This window comes from Rummeliibacillus sp. JY-2-4R, assembly GCF_053847205.1.
Window position 1 is genome coordinate 2,928,786 of the sequence record NZ_CM132623.1, and the last position, 24,817, is coordinate 2,953,602.

20 protein-coding genes and 1 other annotated feature are annotated in these 24,817 nt (G+C 35.6%); of the genes, 1 reads left to right on the forward strand and 19 read right to left on the reverse strand.

Annotated elements, in window-relative coordinates:
- From thrS to citZ, 13 genes are all read right to left on the reverse strand, one after another.
- Positions 1-1,938 carry a threonine--tRNA ligase gene (gene thrS / locus ACWV26_RS14345; protein ID WP_455895407.1) on the reverse strand — a complete coding sequence of 646 codons (1,938 nt, stop codon included), beginning with the start codon at positions 1,936-1,938 and terminating at the stop codon, positions 1-3.
- A 538-nt stretch (positions 1,939-2,476) separates the two neighbouring features.
- Positions 2,477-2,715, reverse strand: a binding site (T-box leader).
- 71 nt (positions 2,716-2,786) lie between these two features.
- Complete coding sequence (dnaI, locus tag ACWV26_RS14350) at positions 2,787-3,734, reverse strand: primosomal protein DnaI (protein ID WP_455895408.1); 948 nt, start codon at positions 3,732-3,734, stop codon at positions 2,787-2,789.
- Positions 3,734-5,545, reverse strand: a complete 1,812-nt coding sequence (locus tag ACWV26_RS14355; protein ID WP_455898265.1) for a DnaD domain protein — start codon at positions 5,543-5,545, stop codon at positions 3,734-3,736. Before ACWV26_RS14355 ends, dnaI begins: the two co-directional genes overlap by 1 nt.
- A 34-nt stretch (positions 5,546-5,579) precedes the next feature.
- Entirely contained in the window at positions 5,580-6,050 is a 471-nt protein-coding gene (nrdR, locus tag ACWV26_RS14360; RefSeq protein ID WP_455895409.1) for a transcriptional regulator NrdR, read from the reverse strand.
- 238 nt (positions 6,051-6,288) lie between these two features.
- A complete protein-coding gene (locus ACWV26_RS14365) occupies positions 6,289-7,308 on the reverse strand; it encodes a glyceraldehyde-3-phosphate dehydrogenase (RefSeq protein ID WP_455895410.1) in 1,020 nt (339 codons plus the stop codon).
- Positions 7,309-7,443: 135 nt separating this feature from the next.
- A complete protein-coding gene (gene coaE, locus ACWV26_RS14370; RefSeq protein WP_455895411.1) occupies positions 7,444-8,037 on the reverse strand; it encodes a dephospho-CoA kinase in 594 nt (197 codons plus the stop codon).
- A 15-nt stretch (positions 8,038-8,052) separates the two neighbouring features.
- Positions 8,053-8,925: a bifunctional DNA-formamidopyrimidine glycosylase/DNA-(apurinic or apyrimidinic site) lyase gene (mutM, locus tag ACWV26_RS14375; protein WP_455895412.1), complete on the reverse strand. Its 873-nt coding sequence runs from the start codon at positions 8,923-8,925 to the stop codon at positions 8,053-8,055.
- Positions 8,926-9,123: 198 nt separating this feature from the next.
- Positions 9,124-11,751, reverse strand: coding sequence for a DNA polymerase I (polA, locus tag ACWV26_RS14380; protein ID WP_455895413.1), 2,628 nt, complete (start codon positions 11,749-11,751; stop codon positions 9,124-9,126).
- A gap of 395 nt (positions 11,752-12,146) precedes the next feature.
- Positions 12,147-13,685 carry a two-component system histidine kinase PnpS gene (gene pnpS, locus ACWV26_RS14385; protein WP_455898266.1) on the reverse strand — a complete coding sequence of 513 codons (1,539 nt, stop codon included), beginning with the start codon at positions 13,683-13,685 and terminating at the stop codon, positions 12,147-12,149.
- Positions 13,685-14,401 carry a response regulator gene (locus tag ACWV26_RS14390; protein ID WP_455895414.1) on the reverse strand — a complete coding sequence of 239 codons (717 nt, stop codon included), beginning with the start codon at positions 14,399-14,401 and terminating at the stop codon, positions 13,685-13,687. The genes pnpS and ACWV26_RS14390 overlap by 1 nt, the downstream gene beginning before the upstream one ends.
- A gap of 57 nt (positions 14,402-14,458) precedes the next feature.
- Entirely contained in the window at positions 14,459-14,905 is a 447-nt protein-coding gene (locus ACWV26_RS14395) for a MaoC/PaaZ C-terminal domain-containing protein (protein WP_455895415.1), read from the reverse strand.
- A gap of 366 nt (positions 14,906-15,271) precedes the next feature.
- Positions 15,272-16,537 (reverse strand): NADP-dependent isocitrate dehydrogenase, encoded by a 1,266-nt coding sequence (gene icd, locus ACWV26_RS14400; RefSeq protein WP_455895416.1) that lies wholly within the window; start codon positions 16,535-16,537, stop codon positions 15,272-15,274.
- Positions 16,538-16,618: 81 nt separating this feature from the next.
- Positions 16,619-17,734 carry a citrate synthase gene (citZ, locus tag ACWV26_RS14405; RefSeq protein WP_455895417.1) on the reverse strand — a complete coding sequence of 372 codons (1,116 nt, stop codon included), beginning with the start codon at positions 17,732-17,734 and terminating at the stop codon, positions 16,619-16,621.
- A gap of 218 nt (positions 17,735-17,952) precedes the next feature.
- Between citZ and ACWV26_RS14410 the strand changes: the two genes are divergently transcribed.
- Complete coding sequence (locus ACWV26_RS14410; protein WP_455895418.1) at positions 17,953-18,951, forward strand: AI-2E family transporter; 999 nt, start codon at positions 17,953-17,955, stop codon at positions 18,949-18,951.
- Here the strand turns inward: ACWV26_RS14410 and ACWV26_RS14415 are convergent.
- The 6 genes from ACWV26_RS14415 to ACWV26_RS14440 form a co-directional block, all read right to left on the reverse strand.
- Positions 18,932-19,321: an FxsA family protein gene (locus ACWV26_RS14415; protein ID WP_455895419.1), complete on the reverse strand. Its 390-nt coding sequence runs from the start codon at positions 19,319-19,321 to the stop codon at positions 18,932-18,934. The genes ACWV26_RS14410 and ACWV26_RS14415 overlap by 20 nt on opposite strands.
- Positions 19,322-19,377: 56 nt before the next feature.
- Positions 19,378-21,138, reverse strand: a complete 1,761-nt coding sequence (gene pyk / locus ACWV26_RS14420) for a pyruvate kinase (protein WP_455895420.1) — start codon at positions 21,136-21,138, stop codon at positions 19,378-19,380.
- Between the two features lie 20 nt (positions 21,139-21,158).
- Positions 21,159-22,118 (reverse strand): 6-phosphofructokinase, encoded by a 960-nt coding sequence (gene pfkA, locus ACWV26_RS14425; protein ID WP_455895421.1) that lies wholly within the window; start codon positions 22,116-22,118, stop codon positions 21,159-21,161.
- 166 nt (positions 22,119-22,284) lie between these two features.
- Positions 22,285-23,238: an acetyl-CoA carboxylase carboxyl transferase subunit alpha gene (accA, locus tag ACWV26_RS14430; RefSeq protein ID WP_455895422.1), complete on the reverse strand. Its 954-nt coding sequence runs from the start codon at positions 23,236-23,238 to the stop codon at positions 22,285-22,287.
- The gene (gene accD / locus ACWV26_RS14435; RefSeq protein ID WP_455895423.1) at positions 23,239-24,096 is read right to left on the reverse strand and encodes an acetyl-CoA carboxylase, carboxyltransferase subunit beta; all 858 of its coding nucleotides are present in this window, start codon (positions 24,094-24,096) and stop codon (positions 23,239-23,241) included.
- 2 nt (positions 24,097-24,098) lie between these two features.
- Entirely contained in the window at positions 24,099-24,746 is a 648-nt protein-coding gene (locus tag ACWV26_RS14440; RefSeq protein WP_455895424.1) for a FadR/GntR family transcriptional regulator, read from the reverse strand.
- Between the last annotated feature and the right edge of the window lie 71 nt (positions 24,747-24,817).

The window sequence follows — 24,817 nt, forward strand, 5'->3', positions numbered from 1 at the left end:
TTAACCTTTATGTGCAACGTCTTCTTGAATTGCTTTTAAGAATTCATCAAATGGTACAGTTTCAGAATCTTTTGAGCCATAACGGCGAACATTTACACTACTATCTTCTACTTCTTTATCCCCTAGTACAAGCATATAAGGGATTTTCTTCATTTGTGCTTCACGAATTTTATAACCAAGCTTTTCATCTCGGTAATCCATTTCTACACGGAAGCCTTGTGCTTGTAATTTTTCTTCAACTTGTTTTGCATAGTCGAAGTGAACATCGTTAGATACAGGGATTACTTGTACTTGAACTGGTGATAACCAAGTTGGGAATGCACCTTTGTATTCTTCGATTAAGAAGGCTACAAAACGTTCCATAGTTGATACTACACCGCGGTGAATTACAACTGGACGATGTTGTTTACCATCTTCACCAATATAATTTAGGTCGAAGCGTTCTGGTAATAAGAAGTCAAGTTGAACTGTAGATAATGTTTCTTGTTTACCAATTGCAGTTTTTACTTGTACATCAAGTTTTGGACCGTAGAATGCTGCTTCTCCTTCTGCTTCGTAGTAATCTAAACCAAGGTCATCCATTGCTTCTTTTAACATACCTTGTGCTTTTTCCCACATTTCATCATCATCGAAATACTTTTCAGTATCTTCTGGATCACGGTAAGAAAGACGGAATTCATAATCAGTTAAATTGAAGTCTTTATAAACAGATAAGATTAATTCAACTACTTTTTTGAATTCTTCTTTGATTTGGTCCGGACGAACGAAAAGGTGAGCGTCATTTAAAGTCATACCACGTACTCGTTGTAAACCAGAAACAGCTCCACTCATTTCATAACGGTGCATTGTACCAAGTTCTGCTACACGGAATGGTAGATCACGGTAAGAACGCATAGCTGATTTGTATACCATCATATGGTGAGGACAGTTCATAGGACGTAACACTAAAGTTTCATTATCCATTTCCATTGGTGGGAACATGTCTTCTTGGTAGTGATCCCAGTGACCTGAAGTTACATAAAGTTCTTTAGAACCTAATACTGGAGTATAAACATGTTTGTAACCAAGTGACACTTCTTTATCGACAATATAGCGTTCAATTGTACGACGGATTGTCGCACCATTTGGTAACCATAAAGGAAGACCCATACCTACTAATTTGCTAGTAGTAAATAATTCAAGTTCTTTCCCAATTTTACGGTGATCACGTTCTTTTGCTTCTTCAAGCATTTGTAAATGTGCTTTTAATTCATCTTTTGTAAAGAATGCTGTCCCGTAAATACGTTGAAGCATTTTGTTATCTGAATTACCTCTCCAATATGCTCCAGCAATAGATAATAATTTGAATTCTTTAATTTTGCCTGTAGAAGGTACGTGTACACCACGGCAAAGGTCAAAGAAATCACCTTGTTCATAAATTGAAACTTGTTCATCTTCAGGGATTGCATCTAGAAGTTCAAGTTTATATTCATCATCAATTTCTTCAAAGCGTTTTTTTGCTTCTGCACGAGATACATCATGACGAACGACTTCAATATTTTCAGCAACGATTTTCTTCATTTCTTTTTCGATGCGTGGGAAGTCTTCAGAAGTGATAGGTTCTGGAGAATCGATATCGTAGTAGAAACCACCTTCGATTACTGGACCAACACCAAGTTTTACACCAGGGAATAATCGTTTTACAGCTTGAGCTAAAAGGTGAGCTGTTGAATGGCGTAATACTTCAAGTGCTTCATGATCTGTTGGTGTAATAATTGCAATTGTACCATCTTCTTCAAGTGGTGTTTTAGTATCAACTAATACATCGTTAAATTTACCAACGATTGCTTTTTTACGTAGTCCAGGGCTAATAGATAGTGCTACAGCATCAGTAGTAATGCCTTTTTCAAACTCTTTTACTGAGCCATCAGGGAATGTTAACTTAATCATGTCTGCCATAAATAATCTCTCCTTTGTTTGTATTCTAGAGCTCTGGGCCACAAGTAAGTGCTGAAGCGGCTCGTTCAGGCCTGACAAGCGTTGGAAGGCCCGAATTGAAAGCATCTTTTCAGCTTTCAACCGAGGGACTGTTTTAAAGAAGATAGCCTAAGTACGCGACATCGTGTCGCAAAGGCTATCGAGTACGCATCCTGCGCACCCCGAAGGCCTAGCCGCTGAAGCCGGATACAAGTAAGTGCTGAGGGCGCTCGTTCAGCTGCGACAAGCACTGGAGCCTTCGAATTGAAAGCGTCTTTTCGCTTTCAACCGAGAAGGTGAAGTGACTCGAGCAGCTAGCGCCCGAAGCCGGATACAAGTAAGTGCTGAGGGCGCTCGTTCAGCTGCGAAAATCGCTGGAGGGCTCGAATCGAAAGCATGTTTTAGCTTTCGACCGAGAGACCGAAGTGACTCGAGCAGCTAGCGCCCGAAGCAAGATACAAGTACGTACTGAAGCATCAAGCACACCTCATAAAAATTCTGCACAAAAAAACCCCGTCCGCAAAGGGACGAGGTTATTACTCGTGGTTCCACCCTTCTTCCTTCTATACATGTGAATAAAGTACATGTGTAGACGAAGCTCTAGTTCGGCTAACGGGCCGCTACCGTCGACAATTACTAATTGTTCACTGTCGCTGCTCCAAGGCGGTAAATTTTGTGCCGGTACTAAGAAGCTTTCACCAATTGCTTCTCTCTCTTTATAGTCGTACAGAAAATTGTTGTCCTTTTCTAAGCATTTATTATTAGATTATGTCTGCAATTATATAATGAAAAATTTTTAAAATCAAGTTTCATTTAAGTCTTATTTCAAACTAGTCGCCTTGATACAGTCTTCTATTTTCACCAATCATTTCAAAGTCAGTAGTTAAAGCTTTTACACGTTCCATTATTCGTGCTGCTTTTATGACATCTACTTCCCCTTTTTGAGTTGTAGCGAAATGACTTTCAAGTTGATCGTAATTATAGTTTGAAGTAATAAATATTGGTAATCCTTCATTCATACGGAATTGCAAAATTGTACCGATAATTTCATCTCTTGTCCATGCAGATAGATTTTCTGCTCCTAAATCATCTAGCATGAGAACAGGCGCCCTTTTCACAAAATCCACTTTATCTTGAAGGGATTGGTCTTGAATGGAACTCTTTAATTCACTTAAAAAGTCAGGTACATAGACCATCACTGTTTTAATTTCCATCTTGGCTAATTCGTTTGCAATTGCTCCAAGTACGTAAGACTTACCTACACCGAAATTGCCATAAATATAATAACCACTTCTCGGAAGAATTCCTGTTTTGCGTACATTTTGAATAAATAATTCTGCAAAATTACGAATGGCCATCTTCGATTCATTGCTAGTGTCTAAATCACTAATCTTAGCCTTTAAAACATCTTTTGGCATATGCATACTAGAAATCATCGAAGCGGCTTTACGGCGAGCATCTTCCATTCTCTTTGTTTGGCAAGGTATATATTCTACATCAATTTGCCCTCTAATGATGGTGAGTTTTGGTATAAACCCATTAATAGCATTTTTACAAGTAGCGACAGATTCACATTGGCCGCAATCATGTTGTAGGGTAACGTATTCATAAAGCTTCCCCATACCTCTTTCCACCATTTCGCGGTTAGCAATTTGGTCATTTTCGGCAAGGAATTTTTGAACACCTTTATCTTCTAATATTTCTTTTTGCATTTCTGCATAACGTGTTTGGAATTGTGAATCCATCATTTTTTTTAATTCGTTGTTGATCGGCTCCATTATGAATCCACCTCTCCTTCATTCATCCCTAATTTTTTCATAATTTCTTTACGTTTCTTTTCATAATCGGTTTGATCGGTTTGTATTTTCTTTTCTTCCGATTTTTTTTGTTGTTTGGCCTTATTTTCATAATACCAATCTGGCACATTTTGCTTATTTACTTGCTTCCCTTTTGGAATAAATGCTTTGCGTTTTTTTTGTTCTTGATAATCCTTTGCAAAAAGTAATGCTTGTTGTGCTGATTGGATATTATTCTTTTGCCAGTTAGAAGCAATTGCTTGTAGGAATGCACTATTTAAATTTGCATTACTTAAATAATACGCGTAATGAATTAAGACATTTATAACCGGTGTTGGCATGTCGTATTTTGATGTAAACTCTCGAACAACCTTTACATCCCGTTCAAATGGTGTCTTTCCTTTTGCAAGCATGATTAATAAGTTAGATGGAGTTGCACTATTCAAAATGTCCGTTACTTCTTTTTGAAGTTTATCAACATTTGAATAATCAGCGTCCAAAAACTGTGGCAACTGATAAAATGCACCTGCACCAGCCTTTAGGATTTTATATTCTTTCGAATAATCTTTTTCTTCTATTGATACACTTTGTTTTGAATCATTTGCATTTTGCTCTTCAAATTCTCTCGCTAATTTCATCGCTTCTCTTGCTGTTTTCACACCGGTATTACGCCAATGTGAAGCGATTGTTTCAACATACTTCCGATTTAATTTTCCATTGTTTCGTAAAAACACATAATGAATCAGTACGTTTACAACCGGAGTTGAAATACCATATTGCATCACTAAATCCTCGACAAGTTGTCGGTCGTTAGGAAACGGTTCCTTACCACTAGCTACAGCCTTTAATACATCAATAGGAGACGAAGATTCAAACCATCTGATTAACTCTGCTTCCATTGGATCTATTTCTTCCTCGACCACTTCAGTTTGCTTAAAAACTTCTTGTTTTTGCTGCTGTTTTTTTATAACAGATTGCATCTCAGGAGGTTCTTTAGATACAGTGAGTTTATAGTAATCTGCAGCTTCCTTTTTTAAACGTAAATCGCTTAGCTCCATTTTATCATCTAGAGCAAGTAAAATAATTTTCTGCATATCAAGTGGCGTTAAATGATATAAAAAAGCTAATTTAGCAATGGTTGCCTTTACTTCCGCAGTTAATACAGAAGATGGAACTAGTTGCTCAGAGAGACTAACTCTTAGAAGACTAAAATCAAATTCCTCGTAATTAAAAGGCAATTCTTTTGGTTTCTCTTGTAATCCAGTAAGTTGGATTCCATCAGAAGGCAAATTATGATGAACAGGTCGATAAACATCTGTAAATGTTCTAGATATTTCCTGATAACCGTAATTTGACAATCCTTTGGAAACAAATCGTTGACGTAAATTACGATAGCTGGATTCACCAATTTTACTAAATAAGAACATTGATAATAGTGGATCATCAAAGAAAGTTGCAGCATCAAGTGGTGGCATTACATCATAGATAAAAGATCGCATTTCTTGTTGGTCTTTACGAAAAGTACGCAGTAAACCAATTGCTTCTAATGCAATACGTGACTCAAAAACTTTACCGATTGGCAAATTCAAAGCATTCATCAAATGATAATGCGACATTGTACAATCTTCTACATTTTCCCCCTCGGCCCACAACAAAAAATAGAGACTTATTGGTTCTGCTCCAATTAATGGTTGATATAACAATGTAATCAATTTTCTATCATAACTAGAAAGAGGGAATGGTACGCGAATGGATAGACGGTCAACAGGCTGCAATTCTTTATATAAATTCACCAACTATACTCCCTCCAAAATATTAGCTTAAATTCTACTCTCGTTCTTTGGATTGTTTTTCAATTAACTCTTTCAGCTCATCGATAAATACGTTGATATCCTTAAATTGACGATACACAGAGGCAAAACGTACATAGGAAACTTCATCAATTCTAGAAAGTCGGTCCATGACCATTTCTCCTACTTCTTCTGTTTTTACTTCTGCATTACCAATTCTTCGTAAATCTTGCTCGATATCAAACACGAGGTCTTCTAAAACACTCAGTGCAACAGGACGCTTTTCACAGGCACGAATTAGACCACGAAGTACTTTTTCTCGACTAAACTCTTCACGTGAACCGTCTTTTTTCACAACAATGAGTGGCATTTCTTCTACTTTCTCAAAAGTCGTAAAACGAAAACCACAAGATTCACATTCACGACGCCTGCGAATTGCTTTATTATCATCCACAGGTCTACTATCAATGACTTTCGTTCCGTTATATTGACAAGCTGGACATTTCATATTTTTTTCTCTCCTGATTTCGCAACATATTAGTTTATCTATTATAGCAAAAAATGATGGTTGATATCGAAAAAAAGAGTAGAAAATCCTAAAATACAATCAAAAGCTTTACTAAAGATCGTCAAAGTTTAACTTAATCTAGTACAAAAATTCCGTTTTTAAGACATTTTTAAAAAAAATCCTTCTAACCTAGAAGGCTAGAAGGATATGAAAATATAGAAAGATTTAAAATTAAATTTTAAGCATTTACTGTTTCTTTCAATTCAGCAACTACTTTTTTAGTTAAATCTACAACTCTTGCAGAATAACCCCATTCATTGTCATACCAAGCAATTACTTTAACTTTGCGATCACCAATTGTCATTGTTGTAAGACCATCTATTGTAGCTGATGCTGGATTAGTATTATAATCACTAGATACAAGTGGTTCCATACTAAAATCTAAAATTCCTTTTAAAGGTCCTTTTGCAGCTTTTTTAAAAGCCTCATTTACCTCATCAACAGTAACATCTCTTTGTAAATCTACTACTAAATCTACTAGAGAAACATTAGGTGTTGGAACACGTAATGCCATACCATGTAATTTTCCTTGTAACTCAGGTAAAACAAGTGTTAATGCTTTTGCAGCACCTGTAGATGTAGGGATAATAGATTGTGCACATGAACGTGCGCGACGTAAATCTTTATGTGGATTGTCTATATTTTTTTGGTCATTTGTATATGAGTGAACTGTAGTCATTAAGCCATTATCAATTCCAAATGCATCATTTAAAACTTTTGCTACTGGCGCAAGACAATTTGTAGTACAACTTGCATTTGAAATAACATCGTGTTTAGAAAGGTCTAATTTATCATCATTAACCCCCATCACAATTGTCACATCTTCGTTTTTCCCTGGTGCTGTTAAAATTACTTTTTTCGCACCTGCTTCTAGATGTAATGCAGCTTTACTGCGTTCGTTAAACTTACCAGTTGCCTCGATTACAATATCAACGCCTAATTCTTTCCATGGCAAGTTTTGTGGATTACGATCATTAACAATTAGAACACGTTTTCCATTAACAACGATTGCGTCTTTTTCTGCAATAACTTCTCCATTAAATTTACCGTGATTTGTGTCATACTTTATTAAATGTGCTAACGTCTCTGTTGGATAGCTCGCATTAATAGCAACAATGTTTAAATCATCTTGCATGATCGCTTGACGGAAAACCATACGTCCTATACGGCCAAGTCCGTTAATAGCAATTGAAGTCATGAATAAAATCCTCCCTGTATACTCCGTAACATTTTTGTCTTTGGTTTAGGAATAGTATAGCACATTTCATAGAAAGTAAAACCTAATATAGCCTATAAATTATAGTTTATATTTTCGGAATTTTATATACAATAATCATATAACGTCCCACAAACCCAGTATTTTCAATAGTTGAGCACGTGTTTTTTCTAGATTTCCATTATTATAAATAACTGCATCTGCTCCTTTTTCTTTTACTGAAATTGGTAATTGCGAAGTGATTCTTGCTTTCGCTTCTTCCTCAGTAAAGTGATTCCTTTCCATTAATCTTGTTAATTGGGTATCCTCATTTACAGATACCACTAAAATTTTCTCAACGAAATGCTGTAATCCACTTTCAAATAATAAGGGAATATCCATGACGACATGCTTTTCTCCATTATTAAGCCATTCATCCCTTTGCCTTAGCATTTCTTTACGGATTGCTGGATGCATTATATCGTTTAGCTGTTTTCTTTTTCCTGGATCATGAAAAATTAACTCTCCTAGTTTTGAACGATTAAGTCCACCATTTTCTAATAAAATTTCTTCTCCGAAAACATTTACAATTTCGTTCAGAGTTTCTGTTCCTGGTTCAACCACTACTCTAGCTACGAGATCGGCATCCACGATTTTTATACCTAATTCTTGTAACATCTTAGCTACAGTACTTTTTCCGCTTGCGATACTACCGGTTAAACCAATTATCATTTTGTTCACACACCTTTAATGTTGGCATTTAGGGCAGTACACTGAGTTCCTGCCTGATATCACCATTTGTTTTGTATTAGTATGACACATTGGACACGCTTTCCTGCCATACATTTGTAAGCGGTCTTGCATACCTCCTGCTTCCCCATTTATATTACGATAATCTGAAATACTTGAACCCCCTGCATCGATACTCTCTTGAAGAATCGCTACTATTGTATGGAATAATTCTCTTTTTCGTTTATCACTTATTCTTGAAAGTTTTCTTGCCGGGTGAATTTTCATGCGAAATAAGGACTCTGTTGCATAAATATTGCCACATCCTGCAATAACTTGGCCATCCATAATTACTTCCTTGACCGGTTTATTTGCATACTTAGGCAATTTAGACTTTGCCAAGAAATACGGAAGAGCCTCCTGTGAGAAAGGTTCAGGTGCTATTTCAAGAAGTGGTGGATATTCTTCTATTGAGTGTAAAAAGCGCATTTCCCCAAAGCGGCGAATGTCTGCATATACAAGATATTCATCTTCTTCCAAAGTCAATACGATATGTATATGCTTTTTAAACTTTCTTTCTGCAATTTCATCTAAAGAATGCACATAAAACCATGCGCCGGTCATACCTAAATGGTTGACTAATACATAGCCTACATTGTTTTTTTCTAAATAAAATAATATATACTTGGATCTTCTTTTGATTTCGCTAATTTGCATATTTTCTAGTGCATGTGAAAACTCCAAAGGATCCATTTCTTTTATAATACAAGCTTTGCCTTCATCTATTGATTTACAAATTGTAGTTGAAACCTGTACGTGACGGATAATTTTCCCCGTCACGACTGGTTTTAGTGCACGCACAACACCTTCAACTTCAGGTAATTCTGGCATGCAATCACTCCTTTACCCCGCATTAACTGGCTTTTGACACAACCTCAAGGATTTAGAAAATTAGAAGAAACATAGGTAGTAGATAACTGCACGAATCTAGCTGCGGCTCCTAGCCCCTCGACAAGCATAAGCTGTACAACTTTGTGGCAAAATGCGCCACGCCGTTGTCCAACTTATGCTTGTCGGAGAAGTTTCGCTTTATTTCGTTTCGTACCAGGTATTTCCTGAAGCGAAATCCGCTTTTAATGGTACTTGTAATTGGAACGCATTCGCCATTACTTCAGGTACTAATTTTTCTAAAATTGCTATTTCTTCCTCAGGTGCCTCAAAAATTAGTTCATCATGTACTTGTAGCAACATTTTCGCTTGCAACTGATGTTCATCTAATGCTTTTGCCATGTCAATCATCGCTTTCTTGATAATATCTGCTGCACTTCCTTGAATTGGAGTGTTCATAGCTGTGCGTTCTGCAAAACTGCGTAAATTGAAATTAGAACTATTTAAATCTGGAAGGTATCTTCGACGATTTAAAATCGTCGTTACATATCCTTTTTTCTTCGCATCTTCTACACTATTCTTCATATAGTCTTGTACACCTGGGAAGCTATTTAAGTAGCGTTCGATAAATTCAGCCGCTTCCTTTCGTGTTATATTCAAGTTTTGAGAAAGTCCATAATCACTTATGCCATATACAATACCGAAGTTAACAGCTTTAGCGGCACGTCTCATATTAGAAGTTACATCTTGTTCTTCTACATGAAAGACATTCATTGCTGTTTTCGTATGAATATCCATATCATGTTTAAAAGCATTAATTAGATTTTCATCATTAGACATATGTGCTAGAACACGTAATTCAATTTGAGAGTAATCAGCCGCAAACATTTTCCAACCTTCATGAGAAGGAATGAAAGCTTGGCGAATTTTACGTCCTTCTTCTAAACGGACTGGTATGTTTTGTAAGTTAGGATCAGTTGAACTTAATCGACCTGTTGAAGTTAGAGCTTGTTGATAGCGAGTATGAATTTTTTGATCTTCCTTATGGATTTCCTTCAATAAACCGTCTATATAAGTTGACTGTAATTTTCCGAGTTGTCGATATTGTAATATGTGTTGGATAATTTCATGTTCAGGAGCAAGTTTATCCAAAACATCAGCAGCAGTAGAATAACCCGTCTTCGTCTTCTTAATAACTGGTAGGCCTAGTTTTTCAAATAAGATAACACCTAGTTGTTTTGGTGAATTGATATTAAACTTTTCCCCAGCAATTTGGTAAATTTCTTCTTCAATATTTCTTAATTTAGATGTAAGTTCACCGCCCATTTCGATTAATCGTTCACGGTCAACTGCTACACCATCGCTTTCCATTTGGCTTAATATACCTGCAAGCGGTAATTCTAAATTGTTATAAAGATTATATTGTTCGTTTTCTTTTAGGCGTTCTTCAATCTTATCGTGAAGCGTTAGGACTGCTGTTGCTTTTCGACTTGTATGTTCTGCTATAACATTTTCTTCCGGTACTGATTTCTTTGCACCTTTACCATAGACAACATCATTGGATTGAACATCAAAATAACCAAATTCTTTGACGACTGTAGCTACATCATCAGATGACATAGCAGGATTAAGAATATACGCAGCTAATAATAGATCAAATTCAATCCCTTTTAATTTGATACCATTACGATATAAAGCAGCTTGAGTAGCTTTTGAATCGAATACATATTTTTTCTTTGAATCATCTTCAAGCCATGCAACTAATTCTTTTGATTCCAAAGCTTTTTCAAATGGAATGTAAAAAGCTGTTTCTCCTGCAGTTATAGCAATTCCGAATCTTTCACAAGTGTGATAATGTTCATTGGCTAATTCTAAATGGACTGCCATCGGAGTAGTCAATTGTTCTTTAGAAAAATGATCAACAACTTCGTATTTGATCTCAGCAGTCTCTTTCGCCTCTGTTTGAAACTCGCTTTTTTCGATTAATGATTTAAAAGAGAGATCTTGCCATAAAGCAAATAGAGTATCCACATCTGGACCTTCATAGGCTAAATCATCAATGCTTACTTCAATCGGAGCCTGACGATTAATTGTTGCTAATTGCTTACTCATTTTTGCTTGCTCTTCATTATTCACTAGCTTTTCTTTCAACTTTGCTCCACTTACTTCTTCAATATGGTCATAAACTTCTTCTACTGTTTTGAATTGAGATAGTAGTTTTATGGCTGTTTTTTCACCTACACCAGGTACACCAGGGATATTATCAGAGGAATCACCCATTAATCCTTTCATATCGATAATTTGGTGAGGGGTAAGCCCGTATTTTTCATTGATATGAGCAGGCGTATAATGTTCAATATCTGTCATACCTTTTCTTGTTATATACACGGTTGTACGTTCGGAAGCCAATTGTGTTAAGTCTTTATCTCCCGAGACAACTATAACTTCTATGCCTTGTTCATCAGCTTGTTTGCTTAATGTTCCGATGATATCATCTGCTTCATACATTTCTAATTCGTATTGTTTAATACGATATGCATCAAGTAACTTTCTTAAATAAGGAAATTGTTCGGATAGTTCAGGTGGGGTCTTTTGTCTACCACCTTTATATTCTGAATACGTTGAATGGCGGAATGTTGTTTTTCCAGCATCAAATGCAACGAGCATTCTAGTTGGCTTTTCTTCTTCCAGTATTTTTTGTAGCATCGTTGTAAAACCATAAATAGCATTCGTATGAATACCAGAATCATTTGTTAGTAATGGTAAAGCAAAAAATGCTCGATACGCCAAACTATTACCATCCAATAAAAGTAACTTTTCCTTCGTCATATTGTTGCACACTCCTAATTTAAATGATCAATTATTTGATCAATTCATCTCTTTAGCTTAACTTATATATTCATTAGCTTATTCTTAATGTTTATTTTACCATGCATACAATTGGAAAGGAAAAGTGTGGGCTATGTATAATACGAAAAAATGTTCGATTTTTAATTGATGAAATGAATAGGAGAAAAATAGAGGAGATCTTTTTAAATAATACTCTATTCACTAAAAATAAGAGAGCGCTAAGGTATGCGACTCTCTTAAAATAATTTGAAGGGGGCTTCGACTATTAGTATAAGTTTAATCTTTGTAGATTGTATAAAGCCAATGTAAAGATATTGTAAATAACTTAAAATGTTGCATATTTAGTTCTTATATAAACTTATAGTAAAAATTATCTAATAAGCTTTTGGAAAGATAAGTCGCATCGTTGTTCCTTTTCCGACACTACTATCAACTTGAATTTTTCCATGATGTGCTTCAACTAAGTGTTTCACAATGGCTAATCCTAAACCAGTACCACCTGAATTACGGCTACGAGCCTTATCAACCCGATAAAATCGTTCGAATAAACGTGGAATCTCAGATTGTTCAATACCAATCCCCTCATCTTTTACTTCTAAGATAGCTTTCTTATCTTTTTCATATAAATGTACGGTTATTTTGGTATCTTCAGGTGAATAATTAACGGCGTTGATCATTAAATTCATCACTACTTGAACTAATCTATTTGGGTCACCATTGATATATATATCATTATCTATTATTGCTTCAAATTGCATATTTTTTTCTTCCATTTTTTGATGGGTCATTTCTGTTGTTCGTACGATAATATCACGTAAACTTGTTTTTTCCATATTTACAGTAAAGCCATCTTTTTCAATCTTTGATAAATCTAATAGATCATTTACGAGCATTTGCAAACGATTACTTTCTTTATTGATTATTTCTAAGAAGGTTAGTAATGTATTTTGTTCTTTATAAGCACCATCTAAAAGCGTCTCAGAAAAACCTTTGATTGATGTAATCGGCGTTCTTAGTTCATGGGATACATTTGCCACAAAGTCCTTACGAATTTGTTCTAGTTTTTTAAGTTCTGTTATATCATGCATGACAATTACAACACCTAGCCATAAACCGTGCTCTCCAACAACCGGTGCACCATATACTTCCATATCGCGATATTCATGTTGAATTTTAATATGAATCTGTTTTCTATAAGGGACTTCCGTCATAAATACATGATCCACAAACTCTTCTAATTCAATGGGTAGTCCTAATTCGCGGAAAAGCTGTTTTTGTAAGTCTTCATAAGGTTGATCGAACAATTCACTAAAAACCCTATTGACTATTGTGATATCCCCTTCTCTTCCAATCATCACTAGGGCGCTCCCCATATTTTCAATCAATGTTTTTAAACGCTCTTGCTCAATTTCACGTGTAATCATAATATCTTGTAGATTCCTAGCTAGTCCATTCACCGCCTTACTCAATCGCAAAGTTGGTGAACCAGTGATTTCATATGCACGAGCTCGATAATTTCCTTTTGAGAGTTCAAAAGCAGTCATCATAACATTATCTATTGGTTGAGATAGATTTTTGATAAGGCGAAAAGTTACGATAATTAGAATGATAAAAACGATTATAAATACAATTGTAAGCAAGGCCCATACCTCTAAGCGAAAAGCTGGTATATTCGGAAAATTTGTTGTAGCATTTATTGAATCTAATAATGCATTACTTTGTGAGTTGGTTAAGTCAATATGTTGATTCTCTATCGTATGGATAAGATTTTCCTTTGATTGTTTCATATTCGCATTAACAGAATCTTTCGCTAAGAGAGGGAAAAGCTGACCAAGTGTGAAAGCAAGGCCAGCTAGTGTACTTAAATACAATAATCCAAGGGAGAATATTAGCCGTAAGTGTAATGATTGCATCAATTTTTTGGCTCCTCAAATTTATAGCCTAACCCACGTATGGTTTTAATAAATTTAGGTTTACGGCTATTTTCCTCAATTTGATCTCGCAAATGGCTAATGTGAACATCCACAATACGAGTATCACCAGCAAAGTCGTAATGCCAAACAGCACTTAATAATTGATCCCGTGTTAATACGCGGTTTTTGTTTTCTATTAGATACATTAATAATTCAAATTCCTTAGGTGTGAATTCCAATAGAGTTTCGTCTAAAAAAGCTTCAAAACGATCAGGGTATATATTTAAATGCCCAATATGATAGGTTTTCTCTCCTAAAGCAGGTTCTTCATCATGAGTCTCTTCAATAACTCTAGAACGTCTTAGAACTGCTTTAACACGTGCCATTACTTCTCTAGGGCTAAATGGTTTTGTCATATAATCATCTGCACCTAACTCAAGGCCTAGTACTTTATCAAACTCTTCGTCCTTTGCAGTTAGCATGATGATAGGCGTATTAATCTTTTTCATACGTAATTCTTTACATACTTCCATACCATCTAACTTCGGCAACATTAAGTCTAACAATATTAAATCAGGCTTTTCTGAAATCGCCTTGTTTAATCCGTCTTGGCCATCATTTGCAGTAATTACATCATATCCAGCCTGATTTAAATTGTATTGCAATAAAGTTGCAATTGAAATTTCATCTTCTACTACTAATATTCTTTTTCTCATAACGTGTGCCTCCGCAACTGATTTGAAACCCCCATCTCAAATCGCTTTGCTAAAAGATTATTTTGGATGTATTGGTGGTACAACTGTTACAGTACCTTCTAATACAATTTCTTCATTCGAATTGTTTCCTATTACATTTACTATTACTTCATGTTTCATTGTATCTATTTGTTCAACAGTTAACTGAATTTGAATTGTCTCATAATGATATAATGGCTTTGGATATCGAAATGTTTGCCCACTTATATAGGATCCTGCACCCGGCAAATATTTTGAAATGGCAGAAATCACAATTCCCGTCAACATAATAGTCGGAACAACTGGTTTTTCATATGAAGTATGTGCTGCATAATCATGTTGTATATACAACGGATTACTATCATTTGTTAAGCCCAAGTATAATAATAAATCTTTGTCCTCTATTTTTTCTGTTAGCTGAATCGATTCCCCTACTGATAATTCTTCAAGCTTCTTTCCTAGCTTTCTTTTTTTATCAAGTAACACAGGATTCCCCCTTTGAAGTATAACAGTAATTTTATAGTATCAATAATTAATTGAAAAATCGAGTACGAATTGAAATGTGATATCAGATATATGCATTTTTTAGTAATTGTTTATGAAAATATTAGATGTTTCTTGCTTAATATATCTTTATTATATCTATTTTCATTCATCTTAATTCATATTCATTCTCATAACATTAGTTACTTCCAATATCCTTAGGAACTTCGCACTTTACATCTATTCTATTGGCATTTGCTTTTAAATAGATGTGACTATAAAAAAATCGGATTGGCAAATTCCAATCCGATTTAAATGAAAAAAAGGGAAAAGAGTGTTTTACCCTTTTCCCTTTTTACTCTGTATGAATTAAAGATTTTTGATTAATTCGTCAGCGAATTCAGAGCATTTTACTTCTGTAGCGCCATCCATTAGACGAGCGAAGTCATAAGTTACAACTTTAGAAGCAATTGTTTTTTCAACTGAAGCAGTGATTAAATTAGCAGCTTCATTCCATCCTAAGTGTTCAAGCATAAGTACACCTGAAAGAAGTACTGAAGATGGGTTAACTTTATCTAAACCTGCATATTTAGGAGCAGTACCGTGAGTAGCTTCGAAAATTGCATGTCCAGTTACGTAGTTGATGTTAGCTCCTGGAGCGATACCAATACCACCAACTTGTGCAGCAAGTGCATCAGAAATGTAGTCACCGTTTAAGTTCATTGTTGCAACAACTTCAAACTCTTTAGGACGAGTTAAGATTTGTTGTAAGAAGATATCAGCGATAGAATCTTTAATTAAGATTTTACCAGCAGCTAGAGCTTCATCTTGAGCTTTATCAGCAGCTTCTTGACCTTGTTCAGCTTTAATAGCATCGTATTGGTTCCAAGTGAAAGTTTGATCAGCGAATTCATTTTCAGCTACAGCATAACCCCAAGCTTTGAATGCACCTTCAGTGAATTTCATAATGTTACCTTTGTGTACTAAAGTAACTGATTTGCGTCCTTCTTTGATTGCATAGTTGATTGCAGCACGTACTAGACGTTCTGTACCTTCTTTTGATACTGGTTTAATACCGATACCAGAAGTTTCTGGGAAGCGGATTTTGTTTACGCCCATTTCGTTTTGAAGGAAGTTAAGAACTTTTTTAACTTCTTCAGAACCTTCTTTATATTCGATACCAGCATAGATATCTTCAGTGTTTTCACGGAAAATTACCATGTCAACATTTTCTGGGTTTTTAACTGGAGAAGGAACTCCTTCGAAATGACGTACAGGACGTAAGCAAACGTATAAATCAAGTTGTTGACGTAATGCTACGTTAAGTGAACGAATACCTCCACCAATTGGTGTTGTAAGAGGACCTTTAATAGCGATTAAATATTCATTGATTTTATCTAAAGTTTCTTGTGGTAACCATTCGCCAGTTTTGTCGAATGCTTTTTGACCAGCTAAAACTTCAAGCCATTGAATTTTCTTTTCACCATTATAAGCTTTATCTACAGCTGAATCGATTACACGAGAAGCTGCTGCCCAGATATCAGGACCGATTCCGTCACCTTCGATGAATGGAATTACAGGATTGTTTGGTACATTAAGTACTCCGTTTTCTACTACGATTTTCTCAGTTGACATTTTGTTCCTTGCCTCCTATATTCATACACGTAGGGCAGGAGCTATATAAGCGCTGCCCTACGATATTTAACATTATAACAGTTATCTTTCTTCAACTGGTACATATTTTTGCATACCAGGTCCAACATATTCTGCACGTGGACGGATTAAACGGTTGTTAGCATATTGTTCTAAGATATGAGCAACCCAACCAGATACACGTGAAACAGCGAATACTGGAGTGAATAAATCATGATCGATACCTAGTGAATCGTAAACTGATGCAGAGAAGAAGTCTACGTTTGCAGGTAAGTGTTTTTGTTCTTGAATCATATCATGAATTTTAACTGACATTTCATAAAGTTCAGGATGACCTGTAAGTTTAGTCAATTTTTCAGACATTAAACGTAAATGTTTTGCACGTGGGTCACCTTTACGGTAAACACGGTGTCCGAAGCCCATGATTTTTTCTTTGTGATCTAATTTGTTTTGGATATATGATTCTACGTTGTCGATTGAACCAATTTCAGACAACATTTTCATAACTTGTTCATTTGCGCCACCGTGAAGAGGTCCTTTTAAAGCACCAATTGCTGCAGTAACACCAGAATACATATCTGATAATGTAGCTACACAAACACGAGCTGTGAATGTAGATGCATTTAATTCGTGGTCAGCATGAAGAACTAATGCTTTGTTGAAAGCTTCTTCTTCAATTGGTTCTGGTTCTTTACCAGTAAGCATGTACAAGAAGTTAGCTGCATAAGATAAGTCTTTTTTTGGTGCAACTGGTTCTTGTCCAGCACGGATACGACCAAATGCAGTAACTACAGTTGCCATACGAGCTTGTAATTTAATAGCTTTACGGTAGTTAGCTTCGTCAGACATATCTTCAGCATCTTCATCATATAAAGCTAATAGAGATACTACTGTACGTAGAGCTGCCATTGGGTGAACTGATTTAAGATCGTAAGTTTTGAAGTGGTCTAATACCGCTTGTGGCACTGCCATATTATCAGCTAGTTGTTGTTTAAATTCTGCTAATTCGTCTGCTTTTGGTAAACGAGTATGCCATAGTAGGTAAACTACCTCTTCAAAAGATGCGTTTTCTGCTAAATCATCAATGTTGTACCCTACATAAGTTAAAGTATCATCAATAATTGAGCTAATACTAGTTTCTGCTGCTACAACGCCTTCTAAACCTTTAGTTGTTGCCATTATATCTCGCTCCTTTTAACACAAAATTCGTTAGTAATGTTGAAATCTATTCAACATATTAAATCAATATGAACCTATAAGTAAATCGCTTACATTTAATATTATAATAAATTTTGACGTATTTGTGAATGAAAAACCTCCATTGATGAAAAAATCGGATTTATGGAGAGTATTTATGCATTTATTAGCAAATATGCAGATTATTAAGAAGTTAGAAATTGGAAAAACAGGAAGCTGGTGACCTTATTTTTAAATTCCTAGATAAAAATGCAATTGATCATATAAAGCTATGGAGTTTTGTAATATTTTTAATTATCTTCGCTTGGTTTATACTTCCAGTAACTTTAGCAATAGTTTCAGCATATCTACTATATCCATTATTACAATTGTTTCATAAACAATTAAAAATACCTTCTTTAATAACTGCACTTATTACTGAAATACTTATAATAGTAAGTTTTGCATTTATTTTATTGTTCCTCACTTCAGTACTTATTGATACGCTACCTGTATTAAAAGAAAATTTATCAGATCAATCTTCGTTCATTCATATTCCTACTGCTGTTATGGAGCAAGTACGTGACCAGTTGTTTGCGCTATTCGATATAATGTTGGCCAAAATTTTTCAATCTATACAGGATATTATGCAAAATTTAGTCGAAGTCACTATATTTGTAGTGGCATTTTACTTTTCCTTATATGAAACAAGCAGGAATAGACATTGGTTTTTTGTCTATATTCCTGCTCGTTTCAGAAATCCTATTCGTAACATTTTCGAAGAGGCTACAACAATATTTAGTTATTTCATCTCGGTAGAAGTTCGTTTGTTATTAATAACTTTCGCATTATTATCAGTTGGCTTTTTTATACTAGGTTTCTCGCAACCTGTTGGAAAAGCATTTCTAATATCACTTTGCGATTTTTTGCCTTTTTTAGGTATTGGAATATTCTTAATCCCAATTAGTATTCTCTTTATGACAACAGGGAAAATTGCTCTCGGGATTCAATTAATTATTTTATATGTAGTCATTCAGTTAACAAGACAAATTGCTGAATCTATGATGTGGGCGTCTACCTTGCAAATTCGCTCAGTACACGCCTTCATCTTAAGTGCTATTAGTCTATTATTATTTGGAGTAGCTGGTATTATTATTAGCCCGTTTGTATTATTGATTGCAGTAAAACTACAGCGTCACCCTATTTTTGCATCAAAATAATTCGACTACTTTTCATTTTCTTACGAAGCATATAATAGATTACAGGTTTAAACAATTTTCTAGTTGCAGGTATTACTAATAATATCCCCAATATATCTGAGACAAAGCCAGGAAATACAAGCACGATTGAGCCAATAAATGTAAGGACTCCATCAATTATTGCATCTCCTGGTGCTTGTCCATTAGATATAGCTATTTTTAATTGTTGAAAGGCTTTGATTCCTCTGGTTTTAGCTAGATAAATACCCAATATTCCTGTTCCAATTACTAAAATAATCGTTGGAATTACCCCAATTAACTTACCTGAGAGCAATACAACGGCTAATTCAAAAATTGGAACGGCTAATAATAACAGTAAAAATTTCCGCATTTTCTTCACCCCTTCTTAGAGTTCAGATCATTAACAAAATATGCAATGCGGTTGTTTTATAGAATTCTTGAAGATCCGTAGTAAATAACTCCTGATACAGCATCCATTGAAACTTCTTGGTTATTTTTAATTAGTTTAGTTGCATCTTTTACTCCGACAATTACAGGAATCCCTAAGCTAAGACCAACCACTGCTGCATGACTAGTTAAGCCACCTTCTTCTGTAATTAATCCTGCGCATTTTGAAATACTTGGCATCATTTCACGATCTGAACCAATTGTTACGATAATACGATTTGTTGTATCTTGAGCTAATGCTTCCTCAGCATTGCGGACAACTAACGCTTTACCAATTGCTTGTGATTTGCCGATTCCTTGACCTTTAGTTAACATATCACCAATTACATGTAATTTCATTAAGTTTGTAGTGCCTGCTTCCCCTACTGGTACTCCTGCAGTAATTACGACTAAATCACCATGCTTAACATAGCCCTTATCTAAACTTTGTTGAACAGCTTGTTCTAGTACTTCATCTGTAGATGTAACTTTAGGAGCTACAACAGAAGTGACGCCCCATACTAAGCATAGGTTGCGACATACTTCGTCTGATGATGTCATAGCAATAATCGGTACACCAGGACGGTATTTCGCGATCATTTTTGCAGTATTACCACTTTCAGTTGGAGCTAATATAGCTGAGACTTGTAGATTTAATGATGTATGTGCAACAGCTTGGCTAATCGCTTCTGTCATGTTGGAGCCTTTTTCTTTGCTTCGTTCATTGACAATACGTTTATGGTCTAGAGTAACTTCAATTCTACGAGCAATTTTATCCATTGTTTTAACTGATTCAACTGGATAAAGTCCTGCAGCTGTTTCACCTGAAAGCATAATTGCATCTGTTCCATCGAGAATTGCGTTCGCTACATCACTCGCTTCAGCACGAGTTGGACGTGGATTACGTTGCATTGAGTCTAACATTTGAGTGGCAGTTATGACAGGTTTACCAGCTCGATTACATTTCTTAATTAAACTTTTTTGAACAATTGGAACTTCTTCTGCAGGTATTTCTACACCTAAATCTCCTCGTGCAACCATAAGACCATCTGATACTTGAATAATCTCATCAATATTATCGACACCTTCTTGGTTCTCGATTTTTGGAATGATATGAATATGTGTAGCATTATTGTTTTCTAATAACTCTCGAATTTCCATAACATCTGATGGTCTACGAACAAATGATGCAGCTATAAAGTCTACATTTTGCTCAATACCAAATAAAATATCTTGTGCATCTTTTTCTGTAATTCCTGGTAATTGAACAGAAACTCCAGGGACATTTACACCTTTTTTATTTTTCAGTACGCCTGCATTTTCGACTGTTGTATGAATTAATCCTTGTTCTGAATCGATACCTGTTACGTGTAATTCAATTAGTCCATCATCTAGTAAAATGACTGATCCAACTTGAACATCTTCAATTAATCTTTCATAAGTAATGGAAAAGACTTCTTTGTTACCCAGCACTTCTGACATTGAAATATCAATACTTTGACCAGTAACAAGTTCTATTGCATCATTTTCCATATTATGAGTACGAATCTCAGGACCCTTTGTATCCAGTAAAATGGCTACCACTTTTCCTGTCTTTTTCGCTGCTTCGCGAATGGCTTGAATTCGTGCGCCGTGTTCCTCATGACTTCCGTGAGAAAAATTTAAACGAGCAACATTCATACCTGCTTCAATTAATGCAACTAATGTTTCTGGTGATTCACTTGCGGGACCAATAGTACAGACAATTTTAGTATTTCTCATAGTTTTACCACTCCATTTTATTAAATCGATAATTCTTTAGATAAGGTATACATAGATAAATCTGCTTTATGTTGTTTATTAAATGCTTCATTCAAATCATAGTCTATCACCTCATGATTACGAATGCCAATTGCTACTCCTCCGCGGTCTTCCATTAATACTTCTACCGCCTTCGCACCAAGTTGACTTGCAAGTACCCGATCTCTTGCTGATGGTGAGCCGCCTCTTTGGATATGCCCTAAAACAGATACACGAGTTTCGATATTAGCTTTTTCTAATAACATTTTGGCTAATTCTCCACCGGACATAACTCCTTCTGCTACGATAATAATACTGTGCTTTTTACCACGTTCAGACCCTAGTTTTAGTCTTTTTACTAATCCGTCTATGTCATTTGGTACTTCAGGAATAATAATGGTTTCAGCTCCACCAGCAAGACCTGCCCAAAGAGCTAAATCCCCGGCATCACGTCCCATTACTTCTACAATAAAAGAACGCTCATGAGAAGTAGCTGTATCACGAATTTTATCGATACAATCTATAACAGTATTTAAGGCTGTATCAAAGCCAATCGTATAATCTGTACCGGGAATATCATTATCAATAGTTCCAGGAACGCCGATACAAGGAAAGCCTTTATTTGTTAATGCTAGGGCACCACGATACGAACCATCCCCACCAATTACAACAAGACCTTCAATTCCTTGTTTTTTTAATTGTTCTATTCCCTTTTGTTGAACTTCATCTGTTTTGAATTCAGGACAACGTGCAGAATATAGAACGGTTCCGCCACGTTGAATAATATCCCCTACATCACCAGCATCTAAGTCTTTCATTTTCCCTTCAACAAGACCTTGATATCCATGATAAATACCCGCTACTTCAATGCCATGATAAAGTGCCTTTCTGACAACAGCACGAACTGCAGCATTCATACCAGGAGCATCTCCGCCACTCGTTAATACACCTATTTTCTTCATCTGTACCAATCCTCCTGACAGTTATAACTATAACACATGTATATAGGAAAATTAACTAGTCATTTGTTTAAAAAGAAAGAGGCTGGTTCAAACGATTGAAAGCATTCGTTTAAAACAGCCAGTATCCATTCATTATTTTAACTTGTCAGACGTCTTTTGCAAAATATTATTCAGCGAAAACGCCAATTTTTCTAAACTTATTGTATCTTTGATCGATTAATTGATCTTCTGAAAGCAATAGCAGCTCATCTAATGATTTAAGTAATACTTCTTTTAAGTATTGAGCTTGCGTTTTAACATCCTTATGAGCTCCACCTAATACTTCTGGAACAATTTCCTCAATAATTTCTTCCTCTTTTAAATTTGGAGCTGTAATTCTCATGGCCTCTGCAGCTTTTTGTGCAAGAGATGCATCTTTCCATAAAATCGAAGCTGCTCCCTCAGGAGAGATTACTGAATACGTAGAGTTCTCAAGCATATGAACATGGTTGGCAACGCCTAATGCTAAGGCACCACCACTACCACCTTCGCCAATTACTACACTTATAATCGGAACCTTTATCCCAGCCATTTCCAATAAGTTTCTAGCAATTGCCTCACTTTGGCCTCGTTCTTCAGCAGCTTTACCTGGGTAAGCTCCCTTTGTATCAATAAAACAAATAATAGGTCGTTTAAATTTCTCTGCTTGTTTCATCAAGCGTAATGCTTTGCGGTAGCCTTCTGGGTGAGGCATACCAAAGTTGCGTCGAATATTTTCTTTCGTATCCTTCCCGCGTTGATGCCCAATGATTGTGATAGGTTTTCCTTCAAAAGAAGCAATCCCCCCAACAATGGCCTCGTCATCACCAAAATTACGATCTCCATGTAATTCGATGAAATCTTTAAATAGCTCATGAATATATTCGAGTGTAGTTGGACGGTCAGGATGACGGGCAATTTGCACTCGATCCCAGGGTTGTAAATTATGATAAATATCTTTTTCAAGATTAGTAAAACGATCCTCTAATTGTTCGATTTCTTTTGTTAAATCCACCTCAGCGTCTGATGATAATTCTTTCAGCTCTGTGATTTTTGATCGTAATTGAACAAGTGGCTCTTCAAAAGGTAATGTTTTTACCATTTAGATTGCCTCCTTTACATGCAATTTAACAATTGTTCCAACTGTTTTTCTTAAATCATGACGTGATACAACAGCATCAAGTTGACCATGTGCTAATAAGAATTCAGATGTTTGGAAGTCATTTGGTAACTTTTCTCTAACTGTTTGTTCGATAACACGACGACCAGCAAATCCAATTAGCGCCTGCGGTTCAGCTAAATTAATATCACCTAGCGAAGCAAAACTTGCAGAAACTCCTCCAGTTGTTGGGTGAGTCATAATGGAAATAAATAGATTTCCTTTTGCTCCATGACGTTCTAGTGCAACACTGGTTTTTGCCATTTGCATAAGTGAAATAACACCCTCCTGCATTCTAGCCCCACCACTTGCAGTGAAGATAATAAACGGTACACCTAACTCTGTAGCCTTTTCAATTGCTCTAGTAATTTTCTCACCTACAACAGATCCCATTGAGCCCATTCGGAAGAACGAATCCATTACAGCTACAACAACTTGTTGATCATCTAATTTTCCGACTCCAGTTAAAACAGCTTCGTTTAAACCTGTCTTTTTAATATCAGATTGTACTTTTTCCAGATATCCAGGGAAATTTAAAGGATTTACAGATTTTAAATGGTCATCTAATGACTCGAAAGTACCTTCATCTAAAAAGTCTTCGATTCTTTCATGAGCAGTCATTTTATGATGGTACTGACAATTAGGACATACCTTTTGATTTTTTTGTAAATCCTTTGTAAGCATTACATGATTGCATTCTGGACATTTTGTCATAATTCCTTCAGGCACATCATGGTGTTCGCGTGTAATTGTTATATTCTTATTCGGCTTATTTTTTTTAAATAGATCTCGAATACTCATATCTATTCTCTCCCTTTATGTAATAACTTTGTCCAATCTTCAAAGGCATTAATAGCCTCATTGGTATGCCCAAGCATCATTTCACTTATAAAAGTTTGTAAAAGTGGCTGCTCCTCTTCAGTTGATTGGCCGCTATAAGGTTCTTTTCCATATTGTTTTAAAAGTATCCAAATTTTAAGTACTAATCGATTATTTGTTGTAATTATAAGTTCTCTCATCAAATCTTCACGAGCAATATGTCCATGTGCTACCACATTTGTCAACAAACTTTCCCATACTGGTAAATTCCGAAGTGATTCATCTTCTGTTACGATATGGATTGCATTCCGTTCTAAAATTAATCTGGTCTCGTGAACATTTCTTAAATCCTTTTCCTCTTGTAATATAAACGTCGATAATACTTCGACTAATTGATGATTATGAAAATCCGCAACAAAGGTACCCCCACCTCTGCGGGTTTCTATTAATCCTAGTAATTCAAGACTGCGTAGTGCTTCTCTAATAGATGAACGTCCTACTTTTAATCGCTCTGCAAGAACGCGTTCTGACGGAATTTTCCCTCCTGGTGGAATTTTCTCTTCCTGTATAATTCCACGTAATTCACGTACGATTTGTATAAACATTTTCGAAGCAGGTTTATCTCCACCCATCCTTAGTCCCCTTAGTATTCTTTATTTTCTGAAAAAGTGGTCAGACCACTTTTTAAAATATATAATACAGA